This window comes from Streptomyces sp. NPDC006743 (genome assembly GCF_040703815.1).
In the GTDB taxonomy this organism is placed as follows: Bacteria; Actinomycetota; Actinomycetes; order Streptomycetales; family Streptomycetaceae; genus Streptomyces.
In genome coordinates this window covers 18,465-38,256 of the sequence record NZ_JBEYJA010000052.1, presented here as the reverse complement: position 1 = coordinate 38,256, position 19,792 = coordinate 18,465, and the positions used below count along the sequence as shown (strand labels likewise).

General features: G+C 73.0%; 18 protein-coding genes. 12 read left to right on the top strand and 6 right to left on the bottom strand.

The window, feature by feature from the left end; translation table 11 throughout:
* Nucleotides 1–58 precede the first annotated feature (58 nt).
* Together ABZ719_RS30760 and ABZ719_RS30755 are read left to right on the top strand one after the other, a co-directional pair.
* Entirely contained in the window at nt 59–910 is an 852-nt protein-coding gene (locus ABZ719_RS30760; RefSeq protein ID WP_360971282.1) for a helix-turn-helix transcriptional regulator, read from the top strand.
* Nucleotides 910–1,098, top strand: coding sequence for a DUF397 domain-containing protein (locus ABZ719_RS30755; RefSeq protein WP_360971279.1), 189 nt, complete (start codon nt 910–912; stop codon nt 1,096–1,098). Before ABZ719_RS30760 ends, ABZ719_RS30755 begins: the two co-directional genes overlap by 1 nt.
* Before the next feature lie 20 nt (nt 1,099–1,118).
* On the opposite strand, the gene ABZ719_RS30750 is transcribed toward ABZ719_RS30755, so the two are convergent.
* Nucleotides 1,119–2,018, bottom strand: a complete 900-nt coding sequence (locus ABZ719_RS30750; protein WP_366728426.1) for a LysR family transcriptional regulator — start codon at nt 2,016–2,018, stop codon at nt 1,119–1,121.
* A gap of 119 nt (nt 2,019–2,137) precedes the next feature.
* Between ABZ719_RS30750 and ABZ719_RS30745 the strand changes: the two genes are divergently transcribed.
* Nucleotides 2,138–3,289, top strand: a complete 1,152-nt coding sequence (locus tag ABZ719_RS30745) for a putative sulfate exporter family transporter (RefSeq protein WP_366728425.1) — start codon at nt 2,138–2,140, stop codon at nt 3,287–3,289.
* A 70-nt stretch (nt 3,290–3,359) separates the two neighbouring features.
* The gene (locus ABZ719_RS30740; protein WP_366728424.1) at nt 3,360–4,580 is read left to right on the top strand and encodes a cytochrome P450; all 1,221 of its coding nucleotides are present in this window, start codon (nt 3,360–3,362) and stop codon (nt 4,578–4,580) included.
* A 215-nt stretch (nt 4,581–4,795) separates the two neighbouring features.
* Here ABZ719_RS30740 and ABZ719_RS30735 read toward each other — a convergent pair whose 3' ends face one another.
* On the bottom strand, nt 4,796–5,704 hold the full coding sequence (locus ABZ719_RS30735) for a diacylglycerol kinase family protein (RefSeq protein ID WP_366728423.1): 909 nt from the start codon (nt 5,702–5,704) through the stop codon (nt 4,796–4,798).
* Between the two features lie 195 nt (nt 5,705–5,899).
* Between ABZ719_RS30735 and ABZ719_RS30730 the strand changes: the two genes are divergently transcribed.
* A complete protein-coding gene (locus ABZ719_RS30730; protein ID WP_366728422.1) occupies nt 5,900–7,183 on the top strand; it encodes an adenylosuccinate synthase in 1,284 nt (427 codons plus the stop codon).
* A 139-nt stretch (nt 7,184–7,322) separates the two neighbouring features.
* Here ABZ719_RS30730 and ABZ719_RS30725 read toward each other — a convergent pair whose 3' ends face one another.
* The 3 genes from ABZ719_RS30725 to ABZ719_RS30715 all read right to left on the bottom strand — a co-directional run bounded on the left by ABZ719_RS30725 (nt 7,323) and on the right by ABZ719_RS30715 (nt 10,472).
* Complete coding sequence (locus ABZ719_RS30725; protein ID WP_366728421.1) at nt 7,323–7,973, bottom strand: hypothetical protein; 651 nt, start codon at nt 7,971–7,973, stop codon at nt 7,323–7,325.
* Between the two features lie 126 nt (nt 7,974–8,099).
* Entirely contained in the window at nt 8,100–8,897 is a 798-nt protein-coding gene (locus tag ABZ719_RS30720; protein ID WP_366728447.1) for a GntR family transcriptional regulator, read from the bottom strand.
* Between the two features lie 189 nt (nt 8,898–9,086).
* A complete protein-coding gene (locus ABZ719_RS30715) occupies nt 9,087–10,472 on the bottom strand; it encodes an aspartate aminotransferase family protein (RefSeq protein WP_366728420.1) in 1,386 nt (461 codons plus the stop codon).
* Nucleotides 10,473–10,714: 242 nt separating this feature from the next.
* On the opposite strand from ABZ719_RS30715, the gene ABZ719_RS30710 reads away from it, so the two are divergent.
* On the top strand, nt 10,715–12,829 hold the full coding sequence (locus ABZ719_RS30710; RefSeq protein ID WP_366728419.1) for a protein kinase: 2,115 nt from the start codon (nt 10,715–10,717) through the stop codon (nt 12,827–12,829).
* Nucleotides 12,830–13,033: 204 nt separating this feature from the next.
* On the opposite strand, the gene ABZ719_RS30705 is transcribed toward ABZ719_RS30710, so the two are convergent.
* Nucleotides 13,034–13,783, bottom strand: a complete 750-nt coding sequence (locus ABZ719_RS30705; protein WP_366728418.1) for an SLATT domain-containing protein — start codon at nt 13,781–13,783, stop codon at nt 13,034–13,036.
* A gap of 343 nt (nt 13,784–14,126) precedes the next feature.
* Between ABZ719_RS30705 and ABZ719_RS30700 the strand changes: the two genes are divergently transcribed.
* The 6 genes from ABZ719_RS30700 (at nt 14,127) to ABZ719_RS30675 (ending at nt 19,560) form a co-directional block, all read left to right on the top strand.
* On the top strand, nt 14,127–14,471 hold the full coding sequence (locus ABZ719_RS30700; protein WP_037850717.1) for a YbaB/EbfC family nucleoid-associated protein: 345 nt from the start codon (nt 14,127–14,129) through the stop codon (nt 14,469–14,471).
* Nucleotides 14,472–14,530: 59 nt separating this feature from the next.
* Nucleotides 14,531–15,130 carry a recombination mediator RecR gene (recR, locus tag ABZ719_RS30695; protein WP_366728417.1) on the top strand — a complete coding sequence of 200 codons (600 nt, stop codon included), beginning with the start codon at nt 14,531–14,533 and terminating at the stop codon, nt 15,128–15,130.
* Nucleotides 15,123–15,782, top strand: a complete 660-nt coding sequence (locus ABZ719_RS30690; protein ID WP_366728416.1) for a DUF5063 domain-containing protein — start codon at nt 15,123–15,125, stop codon at nt 15,780–15,782. The genes recR and ABZ719_RS30690 overlap by 8 nt, the downstream gene beginning before the upstream one ends.
* Before the next feature lie 253 nt (nt 15,783–16,035).
* Nucleotides 16,036–17,325, top strand: coding sequence for an aspartate kinase (locus ABZ719_RS30685; RefSeq protein ID WP_037850708.1), 1,290 nt, complete (start codon nt 16,036–16,038; stop codon nt 17,323–17,325).
* A 40-nt stretch (nt 17,326–17,365) separates the two neighbouring features.
* On the top strand, nt 17,366–18,439 hold the full coding sequence (locus ABZ719_RS30680) for an aspartate-semialdehyde dehydrogenase (protein WP_366728415.1): 1,074 nt from the start codon (nt 17,366–17,368) through the stop codon (nt 18,437–18,439).
* 545 nt (nt 18,440–18,984) lie between these two features.
* Nucleotides 18,985–19,560: a SigE family RNA polymerase sigma factor gene (locus tag ABZ719_RS30675; RefSeq protein WP_366728414.1), complete on the top strand. Its 576-nt coding sequence runs from the start codon at nt 18,985–18,987 to the stop codon at nt 19,558–19,560.
* The last annotated feature ends 232 nt before the right edge of the window (nt 19,561–19,792 follow it).

Below are 19,792 nucleotides of genomic sequence, written 5' to 3'. Positions count from 1 at the left end.
CGTATTCTGGCGCTCGAACGAGGGAAGCTCGCACAGGAGTTGAAGCAAGGAGGCCCAGGTGCCGCCGAAGAGGCATCTCACCGCTCGACGCGTGAGGCTGGGCGCTGAGCTGCGCAAACTGCGAGAGGCTACGGGCATGACGGCCCGGGAGGCCGCAGAGCTGCTGGAGGCCGACGCCGTCCAGATGAGCCAGATCGAGTCCGGCACCGTGGGTGTGAGCGCCAAACGCGTGCGCCGCCTGGCGGCCAACTACGCCTGTGAGGACTCCGCGTTGATCGAAGCGCTCGTCGCGATGGCGACCGACCGCACGCGGGGATGGTGGGAGGAGTACCGGGACGTACTTCCCCTGGTGTTCCTGGACGGTGCCGAGGCCGAGCACCATGCGGCGTTCCTTCGCGAGGTGGTGATCCACTACGTCCCCGGGTTGCTGCAGACCGCCGACTACTCGCGCTCTGTGTTCACCTACACGCGCCCCGAGCTGGCCGAGAGCGAGGTCGCTCTGCGTGTGGAACACCGGTTGAAACGCCGTGCTGTGATCGAGCGGGAGCCTCCGACTCCGTACGAGACGATCGTGCACGAGTTCGCTCTGCGGGTACATGTGGCTGACCGACGGGCCTCGCTCGCTCAACTGCGGTTCATCCTGGACAAGATCGAGGCGGGCCAGGCCACCGTGCGTGTCATCCCGATCGAGCGCGAAGGCTTCGCAGGCGCCGGGGCCTCCATGCTGTACTTGGGAGGCCCGGTCCCTCAGCTGGACACAGCACTTCGGGATGCTCCGACCGGGGTGGCGTACATCGATGCGCAGCCTCAACTGGAACAACTGCGAAAGCTCTTCAAGAGAGTGCACGCGGCGTCACTGGACCCCACGGCGTCGCGCGACTTGATCCTCCGACTGACCAAGGAGCTGTAATGCACTGGCGCAAGTCCACCTACTCCGGAGGCGGCGACGGCGACGCCTGTGTCGAGATCGCCTCGTTCTCCACCCAGGTAGCCGTCCGCGACTCCAAGGCCCCGGCCCGCGGCGTCCTCTCCGTCCCTGCCCCTTCCTTCGCCGCGTTCGTCGAGGCCGTGAAGCGGAACCCCCGGCCCGCCGGGTGACGTGCGCCCCGGAGGCGGACTCAGCGGGGGCGGGACGCGAGGGTCAGGAGGTCGGCGGCCGGGCCGACCAGTGAGCGGCCGGCCGGCCACACCGCGCGCAGGGAGCGGCGCAGCTCCACGCCCTCCACGCGCACGGGGACGAGGCGGCCGTCGGCGACATCGGTCCGTACCGCCAGTTCGCTGATCACCGCCGGACCGGTTCCGGCGATCACCGCGCCGCGCACGGCGGTGGCCGAGCCCAGTTCCAGGACCGGGCGAGCCTCCTCGGCCCCGGCCCGGCGCAGGGCCTGTTCCAGGGCGACCCGGGTCCCTGAACCCCGCTCGCGGACGACGAGCGGCGTGGCGGCCAGTTCGCGCGTGGTCAGGGCGGAGCGGCGCCGGGCCCACGGGTGGGTGGGCGCGACCACGACGAGCAGCCGGTCGGTGGCCACCGTCCTGCTGTGCAGGCCCCGGGGCACGCGCGGCGACTCGATGAACCCGATCTCGGCCTCGCCGCCGTGCAGCAGCTCGGGAACGTGCTCGCTGTTGGTCACGCGCAGGCCGACGTGCAGGTCCGGGTGGGTGGTGCAGAGTTCGCTGATCCACTCCGGGACCAGGTGCTCGGCCACGGTCATGCTCGCGGCGATCCGCAGCGTGGCGTCGAACCGGCCGCGCTGGGCCTCGACGCTGGTCATCAGCGCGTCCAGTTCGTCGAGGACGCGCTGGGCCCGCCCGGCGACCACCTGCCCGTCGGCCGTGAGCCGGGACCCGCGCCGGGTGCGGTCGACGAGCGGCAGGCCCAGCCTGCGTTCCAGCGCCGAGAGCCGCTTGCTGGCGGACGGCTGGGTGATGCCCAGCTCGCCGGCGGCGCGACCGAGGCTGCCCAGCTCTCCGACGAGCACCAGCAGCCGCAGCGACTCGACGTCCGGGGGAGCACTCATGGTCTCAGCATACGGACGGGTCCGGTTCCAGTCAGTGGGCCCGGTCATTCCCGCGGGCTATGACCTCCCGCTGAACAGTGGGCTACCGGCCTGGTCAGCCGCTGTCCACAGTGAAGATCATGAAACAGGTCAAGCAGGTGCCCGGGTTGCTGCTCGCGGTGGTCGTGGCCGCGGTGGCGACCGTGGCGGGCGGCCGGTTCCCCGTCGTCGGGGGTCCGGTCTTCGGCGTGGTCATCGGCGTCCTGGTGGCGGCGGTGCGGCGTCCGGGCGCGCGGTTCCAGCCGGGGATCGCCACCGCGAGCCGGTTCGTCCTCCAGCTCGCGGTGGTCATCCTCGGGTGCCAGCTGTCGCTGGCGCGGGTCGTGGAGGTCGGGGCGGGTTCCCTGCCGGTCATGGTGGGTTCGCTGGCCGCCTGCCTGGGAGCCGCGTACCTGGTGGGCCGCAGGCTCGGCATCGGCGGTGACCTGCGGACCCTCATCGGGGTGGGCACCGGGATCTGCGGGGCCTCCGCCATCGCGGCGGTCACCCCGGTCATCGGGGCGGCCGGCGCCGAGGTCGCCTACGCCATCTCGACGATCTTCCTCTTCAACATCGCGGCGGTGCTCCTCTTCCCGTTCCTCGGACACCTGCTGGGGATGGGCCAGCACGCCTTCGGGCTGTTCGCGGGCACCGCGGTCAACGACATGTCCTCGGTGGTCGCCTCGGCCACCACCTACGGCGACGAGGCGGGGCAGTACGCGGTCGTCGTCAAGCTCACGCGGACCCTGCTCATCATTCCCGTCTGCCTGGGCCTGGCCGCGCTGGCCAGGCGCCGCGCCACGGCCACGGCGGCGGCCACCGCGGCGGCCCCGACCCGGCCGGCTCCAGCGGCTGCCCCAGCTCCCGGGCCCCGGACGGCCGCCCCCGCCGAGCCGGCTCATCCGGCTCAGGCGACTCACCCGACTCCGGCCCCTCCTCATACGACGCACCGGTCCCAGCCCACCCGTGGCACCGCCCGTTCGAACGTCTTCGCGCTCGTGCCCTGGTTCCTCGTCGGGTTCCTGCTGACCGCCCTGGCCAACACCGTCGGGCTCGTCCCGGCCGCGGCGCACCACGGCCTGAACACGCTCTCCGTCTTCCTCATCACGGTGGCCCTCTCCGCGATCGGCCTGTCCACCGACCTCGGGGCCCTGCGCCGGGCAGGCCCCCGCCCGCTGCTCCTGGGGGCCACCCTGTGGTGCGTGGTGACGGTCACCGCCCTCTGCCTGCAGTTCCTCACTGCCTCCTGGTGAGCCGGGGCGCCCCGCGGTTCCTCCCGGCGGGGGGTGGGCACGGGCCGGCCGGGCGACCTATCGTCCGTCCATGACGGCTGCATCCGACCTCGCGTTCGACCCGTGGGACCCGGCGTTCGTCGCCGACCCGTACCCCGCCTACGCCGAGCTGCGCGCCCGGGGCCGGGTGCTCTACTACGAGCCCAGCGACCAGTGGCTGGTCCCGCACCACGCGGACGTGTCGGCTCTGCTGCGGGACCGGCGGCTGGGCCGCACCTACCAGCACCGGTTCACGCACGAGGACTTCGGCCGGACCCCGCCCCCGCCGGAGCACGAACCGTTCCACGTCCTCAACGACCACGGCATGCTCGACCTGGAGCCGCCGGACCACACCCGGATCCGGCGCCTGGTCTCGAAGGCGTTCACCCCGCGGACGGTGGAGCGCCTGAAGCCGTACGTCCACCGTCTGGCGAACGAACTCGTCGCCGCGCTCGTGGCCCGGGGCGGCGGCGACCTGCTGGCGGACGTCGCCGAACCGCTGCCGGTGGCGGTGATCGCGGAGATGCTGGGCATCCCGGAGCAGGACCGGGACCGGTTGCGGCCCTGGTCGGCCGACATCTGCGGGATGTACGAGCTGAACCCGCCGCAGGAGACGGCGGCGAAGGCGGTGCGGGCGTCGGTGGAGTTCTCGCAGTACCTCCGGGAGCTGATCGCGGTCCGCCGCGCCGAGCCGGGCGAGGACCTGATCTCCGGGCTGATCGCGGCCCACGACGAGGGCGACCGGCTCACGGAGCAGGAGATGATCTCCACGGCCGTACTGCTCCTGAACGCCGGCCACGAGGCCACCGTGAACGCGACGGCCAACGGCTGGTGGGCCCTGTTCCGCCACCCGGAGCAGTTGGCGGCCCTGCGCGCGGACCACTCCCTGGTCCCGTCCGCCGTCGAGGAGCTGATGCGCTACGACACGCCGTTGCAGCTCTTCGAACGGTGGGTGCTGGACGAGATCGAGATCGACGGCACGACGATCCCGAGGGGTGCGGAGATCGCCATGCTCTTCGGCTCGGCCAACCACGACCCGCAGGTGTTCACGGCCCCCGACCGCCTGGACCTCGCCCGCCCCGACAACCCCCACATCTCCTTCAGCGCGGGCATCCACTACTGCATCGGCGCCCCCCTGGCCCGCATCGAGCTGGCCGCGTCGATGAGGGCCCTCCTGGAACAGGCCCCGGCCCTGCACCTGACGGCGGAACCGCTGCGCCGACCGAACTTCGTGATGCGCGGCTTGCGGGGGCTGAGCGTGGAGGCGGGGTGATCACCCGTCCGGCCGGTCACCCGGAGGAACCGCCGCGCTGGTGGTCGAACGCTCGGCAAGCGGGGCGGCCTCGGTGGTGCCGGTTCCGGTCCCTCAGCGCGGCGGCCTCGGTGGCGCCGGTTCCCGCTCCCACACCGGGCCCGGGCCGGGCGGGCGGCGGGGCGCGGACCGGGGTGCCCTGCCGCGAAGCCGCGACCGGGCGGCCCGGGGCGGATTCACCTCGGTGCGGGCACCACGAGCCCCCAGGCTCCCTCCCGGACCGTCCACGTCCGTGTCCGCACCGGTCCGGACACCACCGCGTCCGCCCGGTAGCGGAAGTGCGCCCCCGAAACGGTGACCGTGCGGCCCTCGGCCAGCAGCGGCGAGGCCTCCGCGCCCGGTCCCGACAGCGGACGGACCTCCACCTCGGCCATCCCCCGGGCACCCGGGACGACCGACACCGCCTCCACCGGCTGGTCCAGGTCCACCACGGCCACCCCGTCGACCTCCACCCGCAGCCGCGAGGGCGCGGGCGCCGTGTCGGTCGCCGCCCGGGGCGGGCGGGCCACCAGGGTCCGTACCAGCGACTGGCAGGTCCGCAGCCAGTCGCGGCCCCCGCCCGGGCCCCCGCCGAACGCCGTCGCGGACCCCGCCCCCGCCCCGGTCCCGGCGTCCAGCGCCGTGTCGTCCGGCGGAGCCTCCCGGAGGTCGAGGGGCGGGATGTGCAGCGCGCCCAGCACCACCCCGTCGCTGTCGTCGACGAGCAGGTCGAGGCGGCGTACGGACCCGTCGAGCACCGCGCGCGCCGCCGCCACCGGCCCCGTCGGCACGCCCAGTGAGCGGGCCAGGTGCATGACATCCCCGACCGGTACGACGGACAGCACACATCCGGCCAGCTCCCGCCTGCGGTGCAGTACGGTCACCGCCCGCAGCAGCGCGCGGTCGTCACCGACCACCACCGGCCGCCGCGAGCCGCGCCGCGCCAGCGCGCGGGCGAACTCCTCCGGCCCGTCCGGCAGGCACACCTTCGTGGCCGCACCCGCGCTGAGCACGTCTTTCGCGATCCGTACGGACTCCCCGTCGGTCCGCCGGGCGCCCGGGTCGATGACCACCAGCAGCGGATCGGACGTCGGATAGGTCGCCACCTCGGTCCTGCCTCGCTTCCTCGGGTAGCATCTTTGTGCAAGAGCCCCTTGCGCTATTGCGCCAGGGGCTTCGTCTATTCCGGGGCATCCGGTCCGACGGGTGTGCGACCGACGAGGGTCGCACGGTGTACGCGGCGGTGAACCCGCGTACGCCCCTGACCTTGGACATGCCCCGCCCGGAAGGGGTGTACGCGCGTGCCCGCACTTGTGCTGCTCGGTGCTCAGTGGGGTGACGAGGGCAAGGGAAAGGCCACCGACCTGCTCGGTGGCTCCGTGGACTATGTGGTGCGTTACCAGGGCGGCAACAATGCCGGCCACACGGTCGTCGTCGGCGACCAGAAGTATGCACTGCACCTCCTCCCTTCCGGAATCCTGTCGCCCGGTTGTACGCCCGTCATCGGAAACGGCGTCGTCGTCGACCCGTCGGTCCTGCTCTCCGAGCTGAGCGGTCTGAACGAGCGCGGCGTCGACACGTCGAAGCTCCTGCTCAGCGGAAACGCGCACATCATCACGCCGTACAACGTGACCGTCGACAAGGTGACGGAACGCTTCCTCGGCAAGCGCAAGATCGGCACCACCGGCCGCGGCATCGGCCCGACCTACGCGGACAAGATCAACCGCGTCGGCATCCGCGTCCAGGACCTGTACGACGAGTCGATCCTGACGCAGAAGGTCGAGGCGGCCCTCGACGTCAAGAACCAGATCCTCACCAAGCTCTACAACCGGCGCGCCATCGCCGTGGACCAGGTGGTCGAGGAGCTGCTGGGCTACGCCGAGCAGATCAAGCCGTACGTGGCCGACACGGTGCTGGTCCTCAACCAGGCGCTGGAGCAGGACAAGGTGGTCCTCTTCGAGGGCGGCCAGGGCACGCTGCTGGACATCGACCACGGCACCTACCCCTTCGTGACCTCCTCCAACCCGACCGCGGGCGGTGCCTGCACCGGCGCCGGCGTGGGCCCGACGAAGATCAGCCGGGTCATCGGCATCCTCAAGGCCTACACGACCCGCGTCGGCTCCGGTCCGTTCCCGACCGAGCTGTTCGACGAGGACGGCGAGGCGCTGCGGCGCATCGGCGGCGAGCGCGGCGTCACCACCGGCCGCGACCGCCGCTGCGGCTGGTTCGACGCGGTGATCGCCCGCTACGCCACCCGCGTCAACGGCCTCACCGACTTCTTCCTCACCAAGCTCGACGTCCTCACAGGCTGGGAGCGCATCCCGGTCTGCGTCGCCTACGAGATCGACGGCAAGCGCGTCGAGGAACTGCCCTACTCCCAGACCGACTTCCACCACGCCAAGCCGGTCTACGAGTACCTCCCCGGCTGGCAGGAGGACATCACGAAGGCCAAGACCTTCGCCGACCTGCCGAAGAACGCCCAGGCCTACGTGAAGGCCCTGGAGGAGATGTCCGGCGCCCCGATCTCCGCGATCGGCGTGGGCCCGGGCCGGGACGAGACGATCGAGATCAACTCGTTCATCTGAATTCGTTCCTCCGACCGTCCGACGGCGGCCGTCGCCCTCGCGCGACGGCCGCCGTCGGCGTGCGGCCGTCCGGTCCGAGCCGGACGGAACACGCGCCCCGGTGCCGTGGCCGAGCCGGTGAACCTTTCCGGTCGCAGCCCTAGCTGAAGACGATCATCGACCCCTGCGCCAGGCTCCGCGTCGCCGCCGCGTGCAGGCCCAGCCAGACGTGGCGTTCGCGGGCGAAGGGGCTCGGGTCGTAGGGGGCCGGGGCCGCGGGCTGTTCGAGTTCGGTGGGGCCCGGGGGCGGAGCCGGGGCCGCCGGGGGGTTGGCCGGATCGATGCCGAGGGCCGGGGCCACCTGCTCCAGTTCCCGCAGCAGTGCCTGGGAGGAGCCCAGCGGGCCCCCGCCGGCGAGGAGTTCGTCGTTGGACAGGGGGTGCGGGAAGTCCACGGGGACGTAGGCGCCCGCGTGGTCGTAGTGCCAGACCAGGTGGGACTGCTGGGCCGTCGACTCGAACATCTCCAGCAACTGCTCGTAGTCGCCGCCCAGTTCGTCGACCGGGGTGAGCGGCAGGCCGCAGAGCTGGAGCAGGTGGGCGCGGCGCAGGAAGTGCAGCGCGTCGTAGTCGAAGCCGGCCACCGGCGCGACGTCCCCGGACAGGCCCGGCATGTACTGGTACACCGGCACCGGCGGGAGCGCGTTGTCCGCCAGCACCTTGTTGTACTGCGCGAGTTCCTCGGCGAACGGGTTGTCGGGGGTGTGGCACAACACGTCCACGAGCGGTACCAGCCACAGGTCACAGGCCAAAGAGGACTCCTCACTCAGCGTGAAGCACACGGGAAGCACGGTGGTCAACGAGGGTAGTCGGTGCGGCGTGGGTCGGCTCCCCCCGTGCAGGTCCCATACCCACCCCCCGCCCGTCCACCGCCCGGTTCACCCGGCGGACAGCCGCTCCACCAGAGCCAGGGCGTGGGTGTTGTAGGCGGCGACGAGCGCCCGGGCCGCCGGGATGTCGCGTTGCACCAGGGCATCGACGAGTTCGGTGTGGCCGCACCACAGGACACCGCGCAGGTCGCCGAGCCGGCGCAGGTGCTGCACCGCGCACACCCAGGACTGCACCCGCAGCCGGTGCAGGAAGTCGCCGAGGTGGGCGTTGCCGTACAGGGCGCTCAGCTCGCGCCAGAACCGCAGGTCGTAGCCGATCAGCACCGTCAGGTCGCCCGCGGTGGCCGCGCGTTGGGCCTCCTCGCCGCGCCGGCGCACCCCGGCGAGCACGGCCGCCGTGCGCGGGCCCGGAACCTCCCGCAGGAACGCCTGCGCGCGGGCGCTCAGGCCGGACCCCGCGCCCGCGCCGGACTCGCCGTCCGCGCCGCCGTCACCGCCGCCCGCGCCCTCACCGTGCCGGGCGCCGCCCGCGGCGGCGAGGGCGCGGAACATGCTGTCGGTGACCAGGGCGCGGGCCTCGATCATCTCGCGGAAGTCGGCCGCGGAGTACTCGCGCACCCGGAAACCGCGGTGCTGGTCGGCCTCCAGCAGGCCCTGCGCGGACAGGTCCACCAGCGCCTCGCGCACCGGAGTCGCGGACACGCCGTACTGCTCGGCTATCTCCTTGACCGTGAACTCCCGCCCCGGCTCCAGCCGCCCGGCCAGCACCTCGTCCCGGAGCGCGTCCGCGATCTGCTGGCGCAGGGTGCTGCGCGTCACGGCGCCGGTGCCGCTGATGCCGGGCATGGTCGGGGCGTCTCCCTCACGCGGGCGGTGGCGTACGCGTACATCTGCTCGTACGTCGTGCTCGTACGCCTGTCTGCTCATCCACTCGTACGAGTGGATGTGTACGAGCACGCCACCTTACGCGTTCGGGTTACGCGCGTTGCTCAGTGCTGCTCAGCGCTCCGTGCTGAGCAGCGCCCTCCGTGCTGCTCAGTGCTCCGTGTGCTCGTCGGCCACGGACAGCGCCGCGTCCAGGGCCGCCAGGCCCTCCTTCAGCTCGGCCTCGGTCACGGTGCACGGCGGGACGACGTGCGTCCGGTTCATGTTGATGAAGGGCCACAGGCCGTGTGCCTTGGCGGCGGCGCCGAAGGCCGCCATCGGCGCGTTCGCCTCGCCGGCCGCGTTGTACGGCACCAGCGGTTCGCGGGTCTCGCGGTTCTTCACCAGCTCCAGCGCCCAGAACATGCCGACACCGCGCACGTCGCCGACGCTCGGGTGCCGCTCGGCCAGCTCGCGCAGGCCCGGTTCCACGACCTCGGCCCCGAGCCGCTTCGCGTTCTCCACGATGCCCTCCTCGGCCATCACGCCGATCGTCGCGACGGCCGCCGCGCAGGCCAGCGGATGCCCGGAGTACGTCAGACCGCCGGGGTAGGGGCGCTTGCCGAACGTCTGCGCGATCTCGCCGGAGATCGCCACGCCGCCCAGCGGCACGTACCCCGAGTTCACGCCCTTGGCGAAGGTCATCAGGTCCGGCACGACGCCCGACAGGTCCGCCGCGAACCACTCACCGGTCCGCCCGAAACCGGCCATCACCTCGTCGAGGATGAACACGATCCCGTACTTGTCGCACAGCTCCCGCACCCCGGCGAGGTAGCCGGGCGGCGGCACCATGATCCCGGCCGTGCCCGGGATGGTCTCCAGGATGATCGCGGCGACGGTCGAGGGCCCCTCGAAGGCGATCGTCGTCTCCAGGTGCTCCAGGGCCCGTGCGCACTCCTGCTCCTGCGTCTCGGCGTAGAAGCGGGAACGGTAGAGGAAGGGCGCCCAGAAGTGCACGACCCCGGCCGCGCCGTCGTCGGAGGCCCAGCGGCGCGGGTCACCGGTGATGTTCACGGCCTGCTGGGTGCCGCCGTGGTACGACCGGTACGCCGACAGCACCTTGGGCCGCCCGGTGTGCAGCCGCGCCATCCGCACCGCGTGCTCGACCGCGTCGGCGCCGCCGTTGGTGAAGAAGATCTTGTCCAGGTCGCCGGGGGTCCGCTCGGCGACCAGCCGCGCCGCCTCCGAGCGGGCCTCGACGGCGAAGGCGGGAGCGAAGGTGGCCATGGTCGCGGCCTGCTCCTGGATCGCGGCGACGACCTTGGGGTGCTGGTAGCCGATGTTGGTGAAGACGAGCCCGCTGGCGAAGTCGAGGTAGCGCCTGCCGTCGTAGTCCCAGAAGTACGACCCTTCGGCACCGGCCACCGCCGGCGGGTCGATCAGGTCCTGCGCGGACCAGGAGTGGAACACGTGCGCGCGGTCGGCGGCCTTCACGGCGGCACCGGCCTCGGGGTCCGGCTGCGGGGTCCGGCGGGCGGGGGAGGGCTGAGGGGTCATACGGCGAGCGTAGAGGGGCGCGCGGTGGAGCCGGTATCGGCGCCCTGTCTGCGGGAGCGGGGAATTGACGACAGGTTGTCGACGCCGTGGTGCGGGCCGCGGGCGCCGGCGGACCGCGGCCGTCGCGCCGGCGGCTGTTACGGAACCGTAGACAGCGGCCCGCTGTCCGCCCCGGGCCGCCGCACTATCCTCGGGCTGACGTGCAGGGGCGCAGCGGGGGACATCGGGGAGGCGGTTGGGCCATGGACAGGCTCGGGCCCGGCGATCCGCGGGAGATCGGGGCGTACCGGCTGCTGGCGCGGCTCGGTGCCGGCGGCATGGGGCAGGTGTACCTGGCCCGCTCGGACCGGGGCCGTACGGCCGCCGTGAAGGTGGTGCGGCAGGACCTGGCGCAGCGGGAGGAGTTCCGGGCCCGCTTCCGCCAGGAGGTACGGGCCGCGCGCCGGGTCGGCGGGACCTGGACCGCACCCGTGCTGGACGCGGACACCGAGGCCGCCGTGCCGTGGGTCGCCACCGGGTACGTCGCCGGGCCCAGTCTCCAGCGGATCGTCGGCCACGACCACGGCCCGCTGCCCGAGCGGTCGGTGCGCGTCCTCGCCGCCGGTCTCGCCGCCGCGCTCAGGGACATCCACGCGGCCGGCCTCGTCCACCGCGACCTCAAGCCGTCCAACGTGCTCGTCACCATCGACGGGCCGCGCGTCATCGACTTCGGCATCGCGCGGGCCCTGGAGACCGTCACCGACGGCGGGCTCACCCGGACCGGGGCACTGGTCGGCTCGCCCGGTTTCATGGCGCCCGAGCAGGTGCGCGGCGACCGGCTCACGCCCGCGTGCGACGTCTTCTGCCTCGGTTCCGTGCTCGCCTACGCGGCGACCGGCACGCTCCCCTTCGGCACCGCCGACAGCGGGGGGCACGCGCTGATGTTCCGCATCGCCCAGGAGGAACCCGACCTGGAGGCCCTGCCGGAGGGCATCGTCGACCTGGTCCGCGCGTGTCTGAGGAAGGACCCGGCGGCCCGGCCCTCGCCGGAGCAGATCATCCGGAGCACCGGTGCCGGGGACACGGTGGGCGACGGGCGGTTCCGCGACCCGTGGCTGCCGAGCGCCCTGGTGGCCCAGCTCGGCCGGCACGCGGTGCGGCTGCTGGACGCGGAGCACCCCGAGGGGCCGGGGGGTGCGGCGGAGACGGTGCCGGGGGCGGCGCAGGACGACGTCACCGTGCCGGCCGCCGCCGCGTCTCAGGAGCCCTCCCCGCAGGGGCCGCAGGGGCCCGGGCAGCCGGAGGGGTCCGAGCGGCCGGAGGGCCGGGAGGGCCAGGGGCACCCGGATTACCCGGCGCACGCCGGGAACCGGCCGGGCCGGGTGAACCCGGAACCCGCCCCGGGGGCAGGGCCCGCGACGGTCCCCGTGTCCGGCGCCGTCGCCTCCGCTCTGCCGTCGCCCCGGCAGCCCGGCGACCGGGACCACGCAGCGGCGGACCGTCCGCCGGCCGTGGCCGCCGGACGGACACCCCCGCCGGGAACCGCCTCCGCACACCCGGCGCCCGAGCACCCGACGCCCGCACACCCGACGCACGGGGCCCGGCAGCACGGTCAGGCCGACGGCGGTCCGGCGTCCGCCGCGTCCGCCGCAGGGGCCCACCACCCGCCCGGCGCCCTAGGCGCGACTCCGGCGCCCGGTGCCCTCGGCGCGACCCCGGCGTATGGCGCCCTCGGCGCGACCCCGGCGTACGGGCACTCGCCGTACGGCTCGGGGTACGGGCATCCGCTCCCCGGCCCCGGCCCGTTTCAGGAGCAGCGCGCGCCGCGCGGCGGCGGTACGTCCACCGCGGCGCTCCTCGCCGTCGCGCTGGTGGTCGCGCTCGGCGCGGGCGGCTCGGTCTACGCCGTGATGCGGGGCGGCCACGACGACCGCGGCGGGCCCGGCCCGTCCCCGACGCTCACCACGACCGGTCCGTCCCCCACGGCGTCCGGGTCCGGCTCGGCCGCCCCCTCGGACGGTGCGGTCCCGGCGGGGTACCTCGGCACCTGGAAGTCGTCGATCGACAGCGCGCTCGGCGCGCACCCCCGGCGGCTCACCATCAGGCAGGGCCGGGTCGGGGACCCCGTGTTCACCCTGGTCGCCGACGGTCCCACCGAGTCCGGCGGCACGTACCACTGCGTGTTCGAGGCCCGGCTCACCGGGCAGCCGGGTACCGCCGGTCCGCTGGAGATCGGTCCCTCGACGGTCGCGGCCGGGCCGGGCAGCGCGTGCAAGCCGGGCGCGGCCACCCAGATCGTCCTGCTGCCGGACGGCGGCCTCCAGCGCATCAACAAGGACAGCGGCGAACGGCTGACGTACGACAAGGCGAGCGGCTGACGTACGACAAGGCGAGCGGCTGACGGGCGGGACGGTGGGCGCCTGCCGGACGGCAACCACGGCTGACGGCCGACGGGCGAGACGGTGGGTGGCTGACGTACGAGAAGACGGTCTGCCGGCTGACGTACGACAAGGCGGTCTGCCGGCAGTGGCCAGACCGCCCGGCCGGCGTCCGCTGCGGCACCCGAGCCGGCGATCGTCCCCTCACCGCGGTTCCGGTGGCCGCTGCCGGGGCATGTTCGGCCGTGCCCCGCCCGGCGGCTGCGGCAGGCGGCCCGGCCCGGCGCCGCCCGTCTCGGGCCGCGCGCCGCCCGGCACCGCCGACTGGAGCCCCATCGGCGCCGCCCCGACGCGGAACTCCGCCATCCAGCCGGCCGTCTCGGTGCGCACCAGCTCGGTCACGTCCTCCGAGAACCGCCGCAGCACCCCAAGGCACCGCTCGGCGGCCTCGCCCGCCGTGCCCTCGGCCGGGCCCAGCACCTCACGCACGCTCTCGCAGGCCCAGTCGAACTGGAGCATCTGGAGGCGTCGCTGCACGGCCTGGGCGGTCGCCACGTCCCGCATCCATCCCGAGGTCACCCCGAAGTACCGGTCGGCCCCGACGCACGCCACCGACAGCAGCAGCGCCAGGTATCCCCACGGCGCGGCCCCGCCGAGCATCCCGGTCAGGTCCAGCAGCGGCAGTGCCGCCCCGGCCAGCGCCCCCGCCGCGGCCCCGCACCGCAGCACCCGGGCACCGCGCCGCTTCCACACCCGCTCCGCGAGGTACCAGGCCGCGGTCTGCAGGGCGCCGCGTTCCACCCAGCGGTACAGCTCGTCCAGCCGCTGGGCGGGATCGCCCCAGTCGCCGAGCGGCAGCGCCCGGCCGGTCAGGTCCCCCGGCCGCAGCCCGGCCGTACCGTCGCCCCGCCCGTCCCGAGGCGGACGCTCGGGCTGCATCTCCGGCTGACCCACCCGGCACTCCCTACTGATCACGTTCTGTGATGCTCCGCCGACCGCTTTCCGATCATTCCGATCACGGGCTGTGACGCCGGCTGACACGCCGGACCCCTTCCTACCCTCCAACGGGTGGCGGAGAGGAGGGAAGCGCCGCTTTTCCGCCCGGAAGGGGGGCTTGATCAGGTATAGGACTCACCGGGGACTCACTCGAAAGAGTGGCGGGGCGCCGCCCGCCCGGAGCACGTAGGCTCGTGCCAGCGGGGAATCGCCGGACGCGCGCCGGCGGACGGACCCCGCCCGGACACCCGGAGCACCCACCGGGGCGCCCGGACATGCCGTACGAAAGCAGGAGCTGATCGTGATTCCCGGTGGTGGCCAGCCCAACATGCAGCAGCTGCTCCAGCAGGCCCAGAAGATGCAGCAGGACCTGGCGCGGGCCCAGGAGGAACTGGCGCAGACCGAGGTCGACGGGCAGGCGGGCGGCGGCCTGGTGAAGGCCACCGTCACCGGCGCCGGCGAGCTGCGCGCCCTGAAGATCGACCCGAAGGCCGTGGACCCCGAGGACACCGAGACCCTCGCGGACCTGGTCGTCGCCGCCGTCCAGGCGGCCAACGAGAACGCCCAGACCCTCCAGCAGCAGAAGCTCGGCCCGCTCGCCCAGGGTCTCGGCGGCGGCAGCGGCATCCCCGGACTGCCTTTCTAGGCGGCCCGCGGGCAACTACGGTACGTACCGAAGCACCACTCAGGAAGGACGGCTGTCCGGTGTACGAAGGCGTGGTCCAGGACCTCATCGACGAACTGGGGCGGCTGCCCGGCGTCGGTCCCAAGAGCGCGCAGCGGATCGCCTTCCACATCCTGCAGGCGGAACCGGCCGACGTGCGGCGCCTGGCCCACGCCCTGACGGAGGTGAAGGCGAAGGTCCGCTTCTGCGCCGTCTGCGGCAACGTGGCGCAGGAGGAGCTGTGCGGCATCTGCCGCGACAGCCGCCGCGACCGGGCCGTCATCTGCGTCGTCGAGGAGCCCAAGGACGTCGTCGCGATCGAGCGGACGCGTGAGTTCCGGGGCCGTTACCACGTCCTGGGCGGGGCGATCAGCCCCATCGAGGGCGTGGGCCCCGACGACCTGCGCATCCGGGAGCTGCTGGCCCGCCTCGCGGACGGCACGGTCACGGAACTCATCCTGGCCACGGACCCGAACCTGGAGGGCGAGGCGACGGCGACGTACCTCGCCCGCATGATCAAGCCCATGGGCCTGAAGGTCACCCGCCTGGCCAGCGGCCTCCCGGTGGGCGGCGACCTGGAATACGCGGACGAGGTCACCCTCGGCCGCGCCTTCGAGGGGAGACGACTCCTAGATGTCTGACGCCACGCTGCACGCGACCAGCCAGAACCCCGACGACTTCGCGGTCCAGATCGCCGACCAGATCGAGAGCTTCCTGGTCGCCGTCACCGAGGTCGCCAAGGGCGACGAACCGGACTCCGCGGTGCCCTTCCTCCTCCTGGAGGTGTCCCAGCTCCTGCTGGCCGGCGGCCGGCTCGGCGCGCACGAGGACATCGTCCCCGACGAGCGCTACGAGCCCGACCCGGGCCCCGAGCAGGACGTGGACATCCTCCGCGAGAACCTGGCCCGCCTGCTGGAGCCCATCGACGTCTACTCCGAGGTCTTCGACCCCTACGAGCCGCGCCGCGCTCCGGTCCCCGCCCGTATCTCCGACGACCTCGCCGACGTCGTCACGGACCTGCGCCACGGCATGGCCCACTACCGGGCGGGCCGCACCACGGAGGCGCTGTGGTGGTGGCAGTTCTCCTACTTCTCCAACTGGGGAGGCACCGCGTCGGCGGCCCTGCGCGCCCTGCAGTCCCTGGTCGCCCACGTCCGCCTCAACCAGCCGCTGGCGGAACTCGACGGCCTCGACACCGACCAGGACATGGGCGACGAGGTCCTGGAGTTCGAGGCGGGCCAGGTCATGGCGGAGGAGATCGGCGGACCGCTGGGGCTCGGCCGCGCGCAGTGACGCCCGCCGCGGGGCGGCCGGCGAGGGCTTGCCCGGCGGCTTCCGCCTCCCCGCCCGGGGGACGGACGCGGCTGTGACGCCGCCCACGTTCCGCGTGCGGATCCGTGCCCTGGGCATGAGCCGTCCTGGTAAGCGGGCGCCGGGGGTCTCAGCATGCGGTATCGCAGAGGGGAAATTCGGGCGCTCGATAGACTGAGTCGACCGCACTGCACATGCGCAGGCGCGGCAGACACGGACTGAGCGAGGAGCGCACGTGGGCCTTGTCGTGCAGAAGTACGGAGGCTCCTCCGTAGCCGATGCCGAGGGCATCAAGCGCGTCGCCAAGCGGATCGTGGAAGCCAAGAAGAACGGCAACCAGGTGGTTGTCGTGGTCTCCGCGATGGGCGACACGACGGACGAGCTGATCGATCTCGCCGAGCAGGTATCCCCGATGCCCGCCGGCCGGGAGTTCGACATGCTGCTGACCGCCGGGGAGCGGATCTCCATGGCGCTGCTGGCCATGGCGATCAAGAACCTGGGCCACGAGGCCCAGTCCTTCACGGGCAGCCAGGCAGGTGTCATCACCGACTCGGTCCACAACAAAGCCCGGATCATCGATGTCACCCCGGGCCGCATCCGGACCGCGCTGGACGAGGGCAACATCGCCATCGTGGCCGGTTTCCAGGGCGTGAGCCAGGACAAGAAGGACATCACCACGCTGGGGCGCGGCGGGTCCGACACCACGGCCGTGGCGCTGGCCGCCGCCCTGGACGCCGAGGTCTGCGAGATCTACACCGACGTGGACGGCGTGTTCACCGCCGACCCGCGCGTGGTGAAGAAGGCCCGGAAGATCGAGTGGATCTCGTTCGAGGACATGCTCGAACTGGCCGCCTCCGGGTCCAAGGTGCTGCTCCACCGCTGTGTGGAGTACGCCCGCCGGTACAACATCCCGATCCACGTCCGTTCCTCCTTCAGCGGGCTGCAGGGCACGTGGGTCAGCAGCGAGCCGATTCGGCAGCCGAGTGAGCAAGGGGAACAGCAGGTGGAGCAGGCCATCATCTCCGGTGTCGCGCACGACACCTCCGAGGCCAAGATCACGGTCGTCGGCGTCCCGGACAAGCCCGGCGAGGCCGCCTCCATCTTCCGCACGATCGCCGATGCCGAGATCAACATCGACATGGTCGTGCAGAACGTGTCCGCCGCCTCCACCGGTCTGACGGACATCTCCTTCACGCTGCCCAAGGCCGAGGGCCGCAAGGCCATCGACGCGCTGGAGAAGAACCGTCCCGGCATCGGCTTCGACTCGCTGCGCTACGACGACCAGATCGGCAAGATCTCCCTGGTCGGCGCGGGCATGAAGACCAACCCGGGCGTCACGGCCGACTTCTTCACCGCGCTGTCCGACGCGGGCGTGAACATCGAGCTGATCTCGACGTCCGAGATCCGTATCTCGGTGGTCACCCGCAAGGACGACGTGGCGGAGGCCGTGCGCGCCGTGCACACCGCCTTCGGGCTCGACTCCGACAGCGACGAGGCCGTCGTCTACGGCGGCACCGGACGATGACCGTCCACGGCCCGGGCCCCCGGCACGGAGGCGTACGACGATGACCGACCGACCGACGCTCGCGGTCGTGGGAGCGACCGGGGCCGTCGGCACGGTCCTGCTCCGGATCCTGTCCCAGCGCGCGGACGTCTGGGGCGAGATCCGCCTCATCGCCTCCCCGCGCTCGGCCGGCCGCAAGCTGGCCGTGCGCGGCGAGGAGGTCGAGGTCCTCGCGCTCACCGAGGACGCCTTCGACGGGGTGGACATCGCCCTGTTCGACGTCCCCGGCGAGGTCGCCGCCCGGTGGGTGCCGGTGGCCGCCGCCCGCGGCGCGGTCGTCGTGGACAACTCCGGTGCCTTCCGCGCCGACCCCGAGGTGCCGCTCGTCGTCCCCGAGGTCAACGCGCACGCCCTGCGGCGCCGTCCGCGCTCCGTCGTCGCCAGCCCCGACTGCACCACGCTGACCATGATCGTGGCGCTGGGCGCGCTGCACGCCGAGTTCGGGCTGCGTGAGCTGGTCGTCTCCTCCTACCAGGCGGTGAGCCAGGCCGGACAGGAGGGCGTGCGGACGCTGCGCCGCCAGTTGTCCCTGGTCGCCGGCACGGAACTGGGGACCGGCCCCGGCGACGTGCGGCGGGCCGTCGGGGACGACACCGGGCCCTTCCCGGAGCCGGTCGCGCTGAACGTGGTGCCGTGGGCCGGGGAGCTGTGCGACGACGGCTGGTCCTCGCAGGAGATGACGCTGCGGGACGAGTCCCGCCGGATCCTCGGCCTGCCGCAGCTGCCGGTCGCCGTCACCTGCGTACGCGTCCCGGTGATCACCACCCACTCCCTCACCGTGCACGCCCGCTTCGAGGGCGAGGTCACCGTCGACAGGGCCCGCGAGATCATCGCCACCGCTCCCGGGGTGGTCCTCTGCGACGACCCCGCCGCGGGCGAGTTCCCCACGCCCGCCGACGTGGTCGGCACCGACCCCACCTGGGTCGGCCGGGTGCGGCGCGCGCTCGACGACCCCACGGCGCTCGAACTCTTCGTCTGCGGCGACAACCAGCGCAAGGGCGCCGCGCTCAACATGGCGCAGATCGCCGAACTGGTGGCCGCCGAGCCGGAGGGGGCCGCTCCGGCCGGGAAGTGAACTCCGGGCGACATCCGGTCCTCACCCGGAGAAAAGTCCTGGCCAGAGGCAGCCTCCTTTGTAGGATCTGTGTAAGAGGTGTGGACCACACGGTGATCCCCGCCACTTGATCCGTGCTGCCTCGGCGTCCGAAGATTTCCCCTCCCGCCCTGCGCAACCGCGCGCAGGGCGGCAGGCGTCTTTGCGGGCGCCTGCCGGGGGCGTGGGGACGCCGAGGGGCGTGGGGACGCCCCGGTCGCTTCGCGGGATGCCGCGACAAAGGGAAGAGCGGGACGCATGAGGGCATGTGGGGCACCGGCTGTTGTGCTGCCTGACGCGAGACCGTCGTCGCACGCGCCGGCGGACCCGCCCGGCGCGAAAGTGACGACCGGCGCGTACAACCCCCGAGGGGGCAGGCGAGTCCAACTGGCGTGGCAGAGGTTCTCGACTTCAGTGCGGCGACCCGCGGCGCCGCCCTGCGGCCGCCCCGCGCGGCGCTCCGACCGCGTAGACCCGGGCTCCCCGGTGGGTCCGGGCCGTCCGGCGCGCCCGGCCCGGCCGGTGGCATGCCGGTGATCTCCCCCGTGCCCGCCGCGCGGCCCGCCCGCATACCGAACCAGCGTGACGCCGCCGACGACACCGTCGCGGCCGGCACCACCGTCGATCTCCTCACCGAGACCTACCGCGCGCACTACCGCTCCCTGCTGGGCCTGGCGGCGCTCCTCCTCGACGACACGGCCTCCTGCGAGGACGTCGTCCAGGAGGCGTTCATCCGCGTCCACTCCGCGCGCAAACGCGTCCGCGACCCGCAGAAGACGCTCGCCTACCTGCGTCAGACGGTCGTCAACCTCTCCCGTTCGGCGCTGCGCCGCCGCATCCTCGGCCTCAAGCTGCTGTCCAAGCCGATGCCGGACATGGCCAGTGCGGAGGAGGGCGCCTACGACCAGTTGGAGCGCGACTCGCTGATCAAGGCGATGAAGGGCCTGCAGCGCAGGCAGCGCGAGGTGCTGGTGCTGCGCTACTTCGCGGACATGACCGAGGCACAGGTCGCCGAGACCCTCGGGATATCCCTCGGGTCGGTGAAGGCGTACGGCTCGCGCGGCATCGCCGCGCTCCGGATCGCCATGGAGGCACGGACATGACCGCCACAGGCGCACATGAGTGCCATGGAGGCGCAGGCATGATCGCCATGGAGGCGCGGGCATGAGGGAGAACGCCGAAGGGCGCGACTCGCACGAGCGCCACGAGCCCTACGCGTGGCACGAGCCGACGCGGCCGGAGCAGCACCACCACACGCCGACGCACGCTGGGAACGGAACCGTGAACGACAGCCCTGAGCCAAAGGGCCCGGACCCCGAGGGCGAAGCGCCCGCA

Bases quoted from the DNA above. Each gene is read 5' to 3' on its own strand.
- ABZ719_RS30755 (WP_360971279.1), top strand. From the start codon at position 910: ATGCACTGGCGCAAGTCCACCTACTCCGGAGGCGGCGACGGCGACGCC.
- ABZ719_RS30750 (WP_366728426.1), bottom strand. From the start codon at position 2,018: ATGAGTGCTCCCCCGGACGTCGAGTCGCTGCGGCTGCTGGTGCTCGTC.
- ABZ719_RS30745 (WP_366728425.1), top strand. From the start codon at position 2,138: ATGAAACAGGTCAAGCAGGTGCCCGGGTTGCTGCTCGCGGTGGTCGTG.
- ABZ719_RS30740 (WP_366728424.1), top strand. From the start codon at position 3,360: ATGACGGCTGCATCCGACCTCGCGTTCGACCCGTGGGACCCGGCGTTC.
- ABZ719_RS30720 (WP_366728447.1), bottom strand. From the start codon at position 8,897: ATGCCCGGCATCAGCGGCACCGGCGCCGTGACGCGCAGCACCCTGCGC.
- ABZ719_RS30715 (WP_366728420.1), bottom strand. From the start codon at position 10,472: ATGACCCCTCAGCCCTCCCCCGCCCGCCGGACCCCGCAGCCGGACCCC.
- ABZ719_RS30710 (WP_366728419.1), top strand. From the start codon at position 10,715: ATGGACAGGCTCGGGCCCGGCGATCCGCGGGAGATCGGGGCGTACCGG.
- ABZ719_RS30690 (WP_366728416.1), top strand. From the start codon at position 15,123: ATGTCTGACGCCACGCTGCACGCGACCAGCCAGAACCCCGACGACTTC.
- ABZ719_RS30680 (WP_366728415.1), top strand. From the start codon at position 17,366: ATGACCGACCGACCGACGCTCGCGGTCGTGGGAGCGACCGGGGCCGTC.
- ABZ719_RS30675 (WP_366728414.1), top strand. From the start codon at position 18,985: ATGCCGGTGATCTCCCCCGTGCCCGCCGCGCGGCCCGCCCGCATACCG.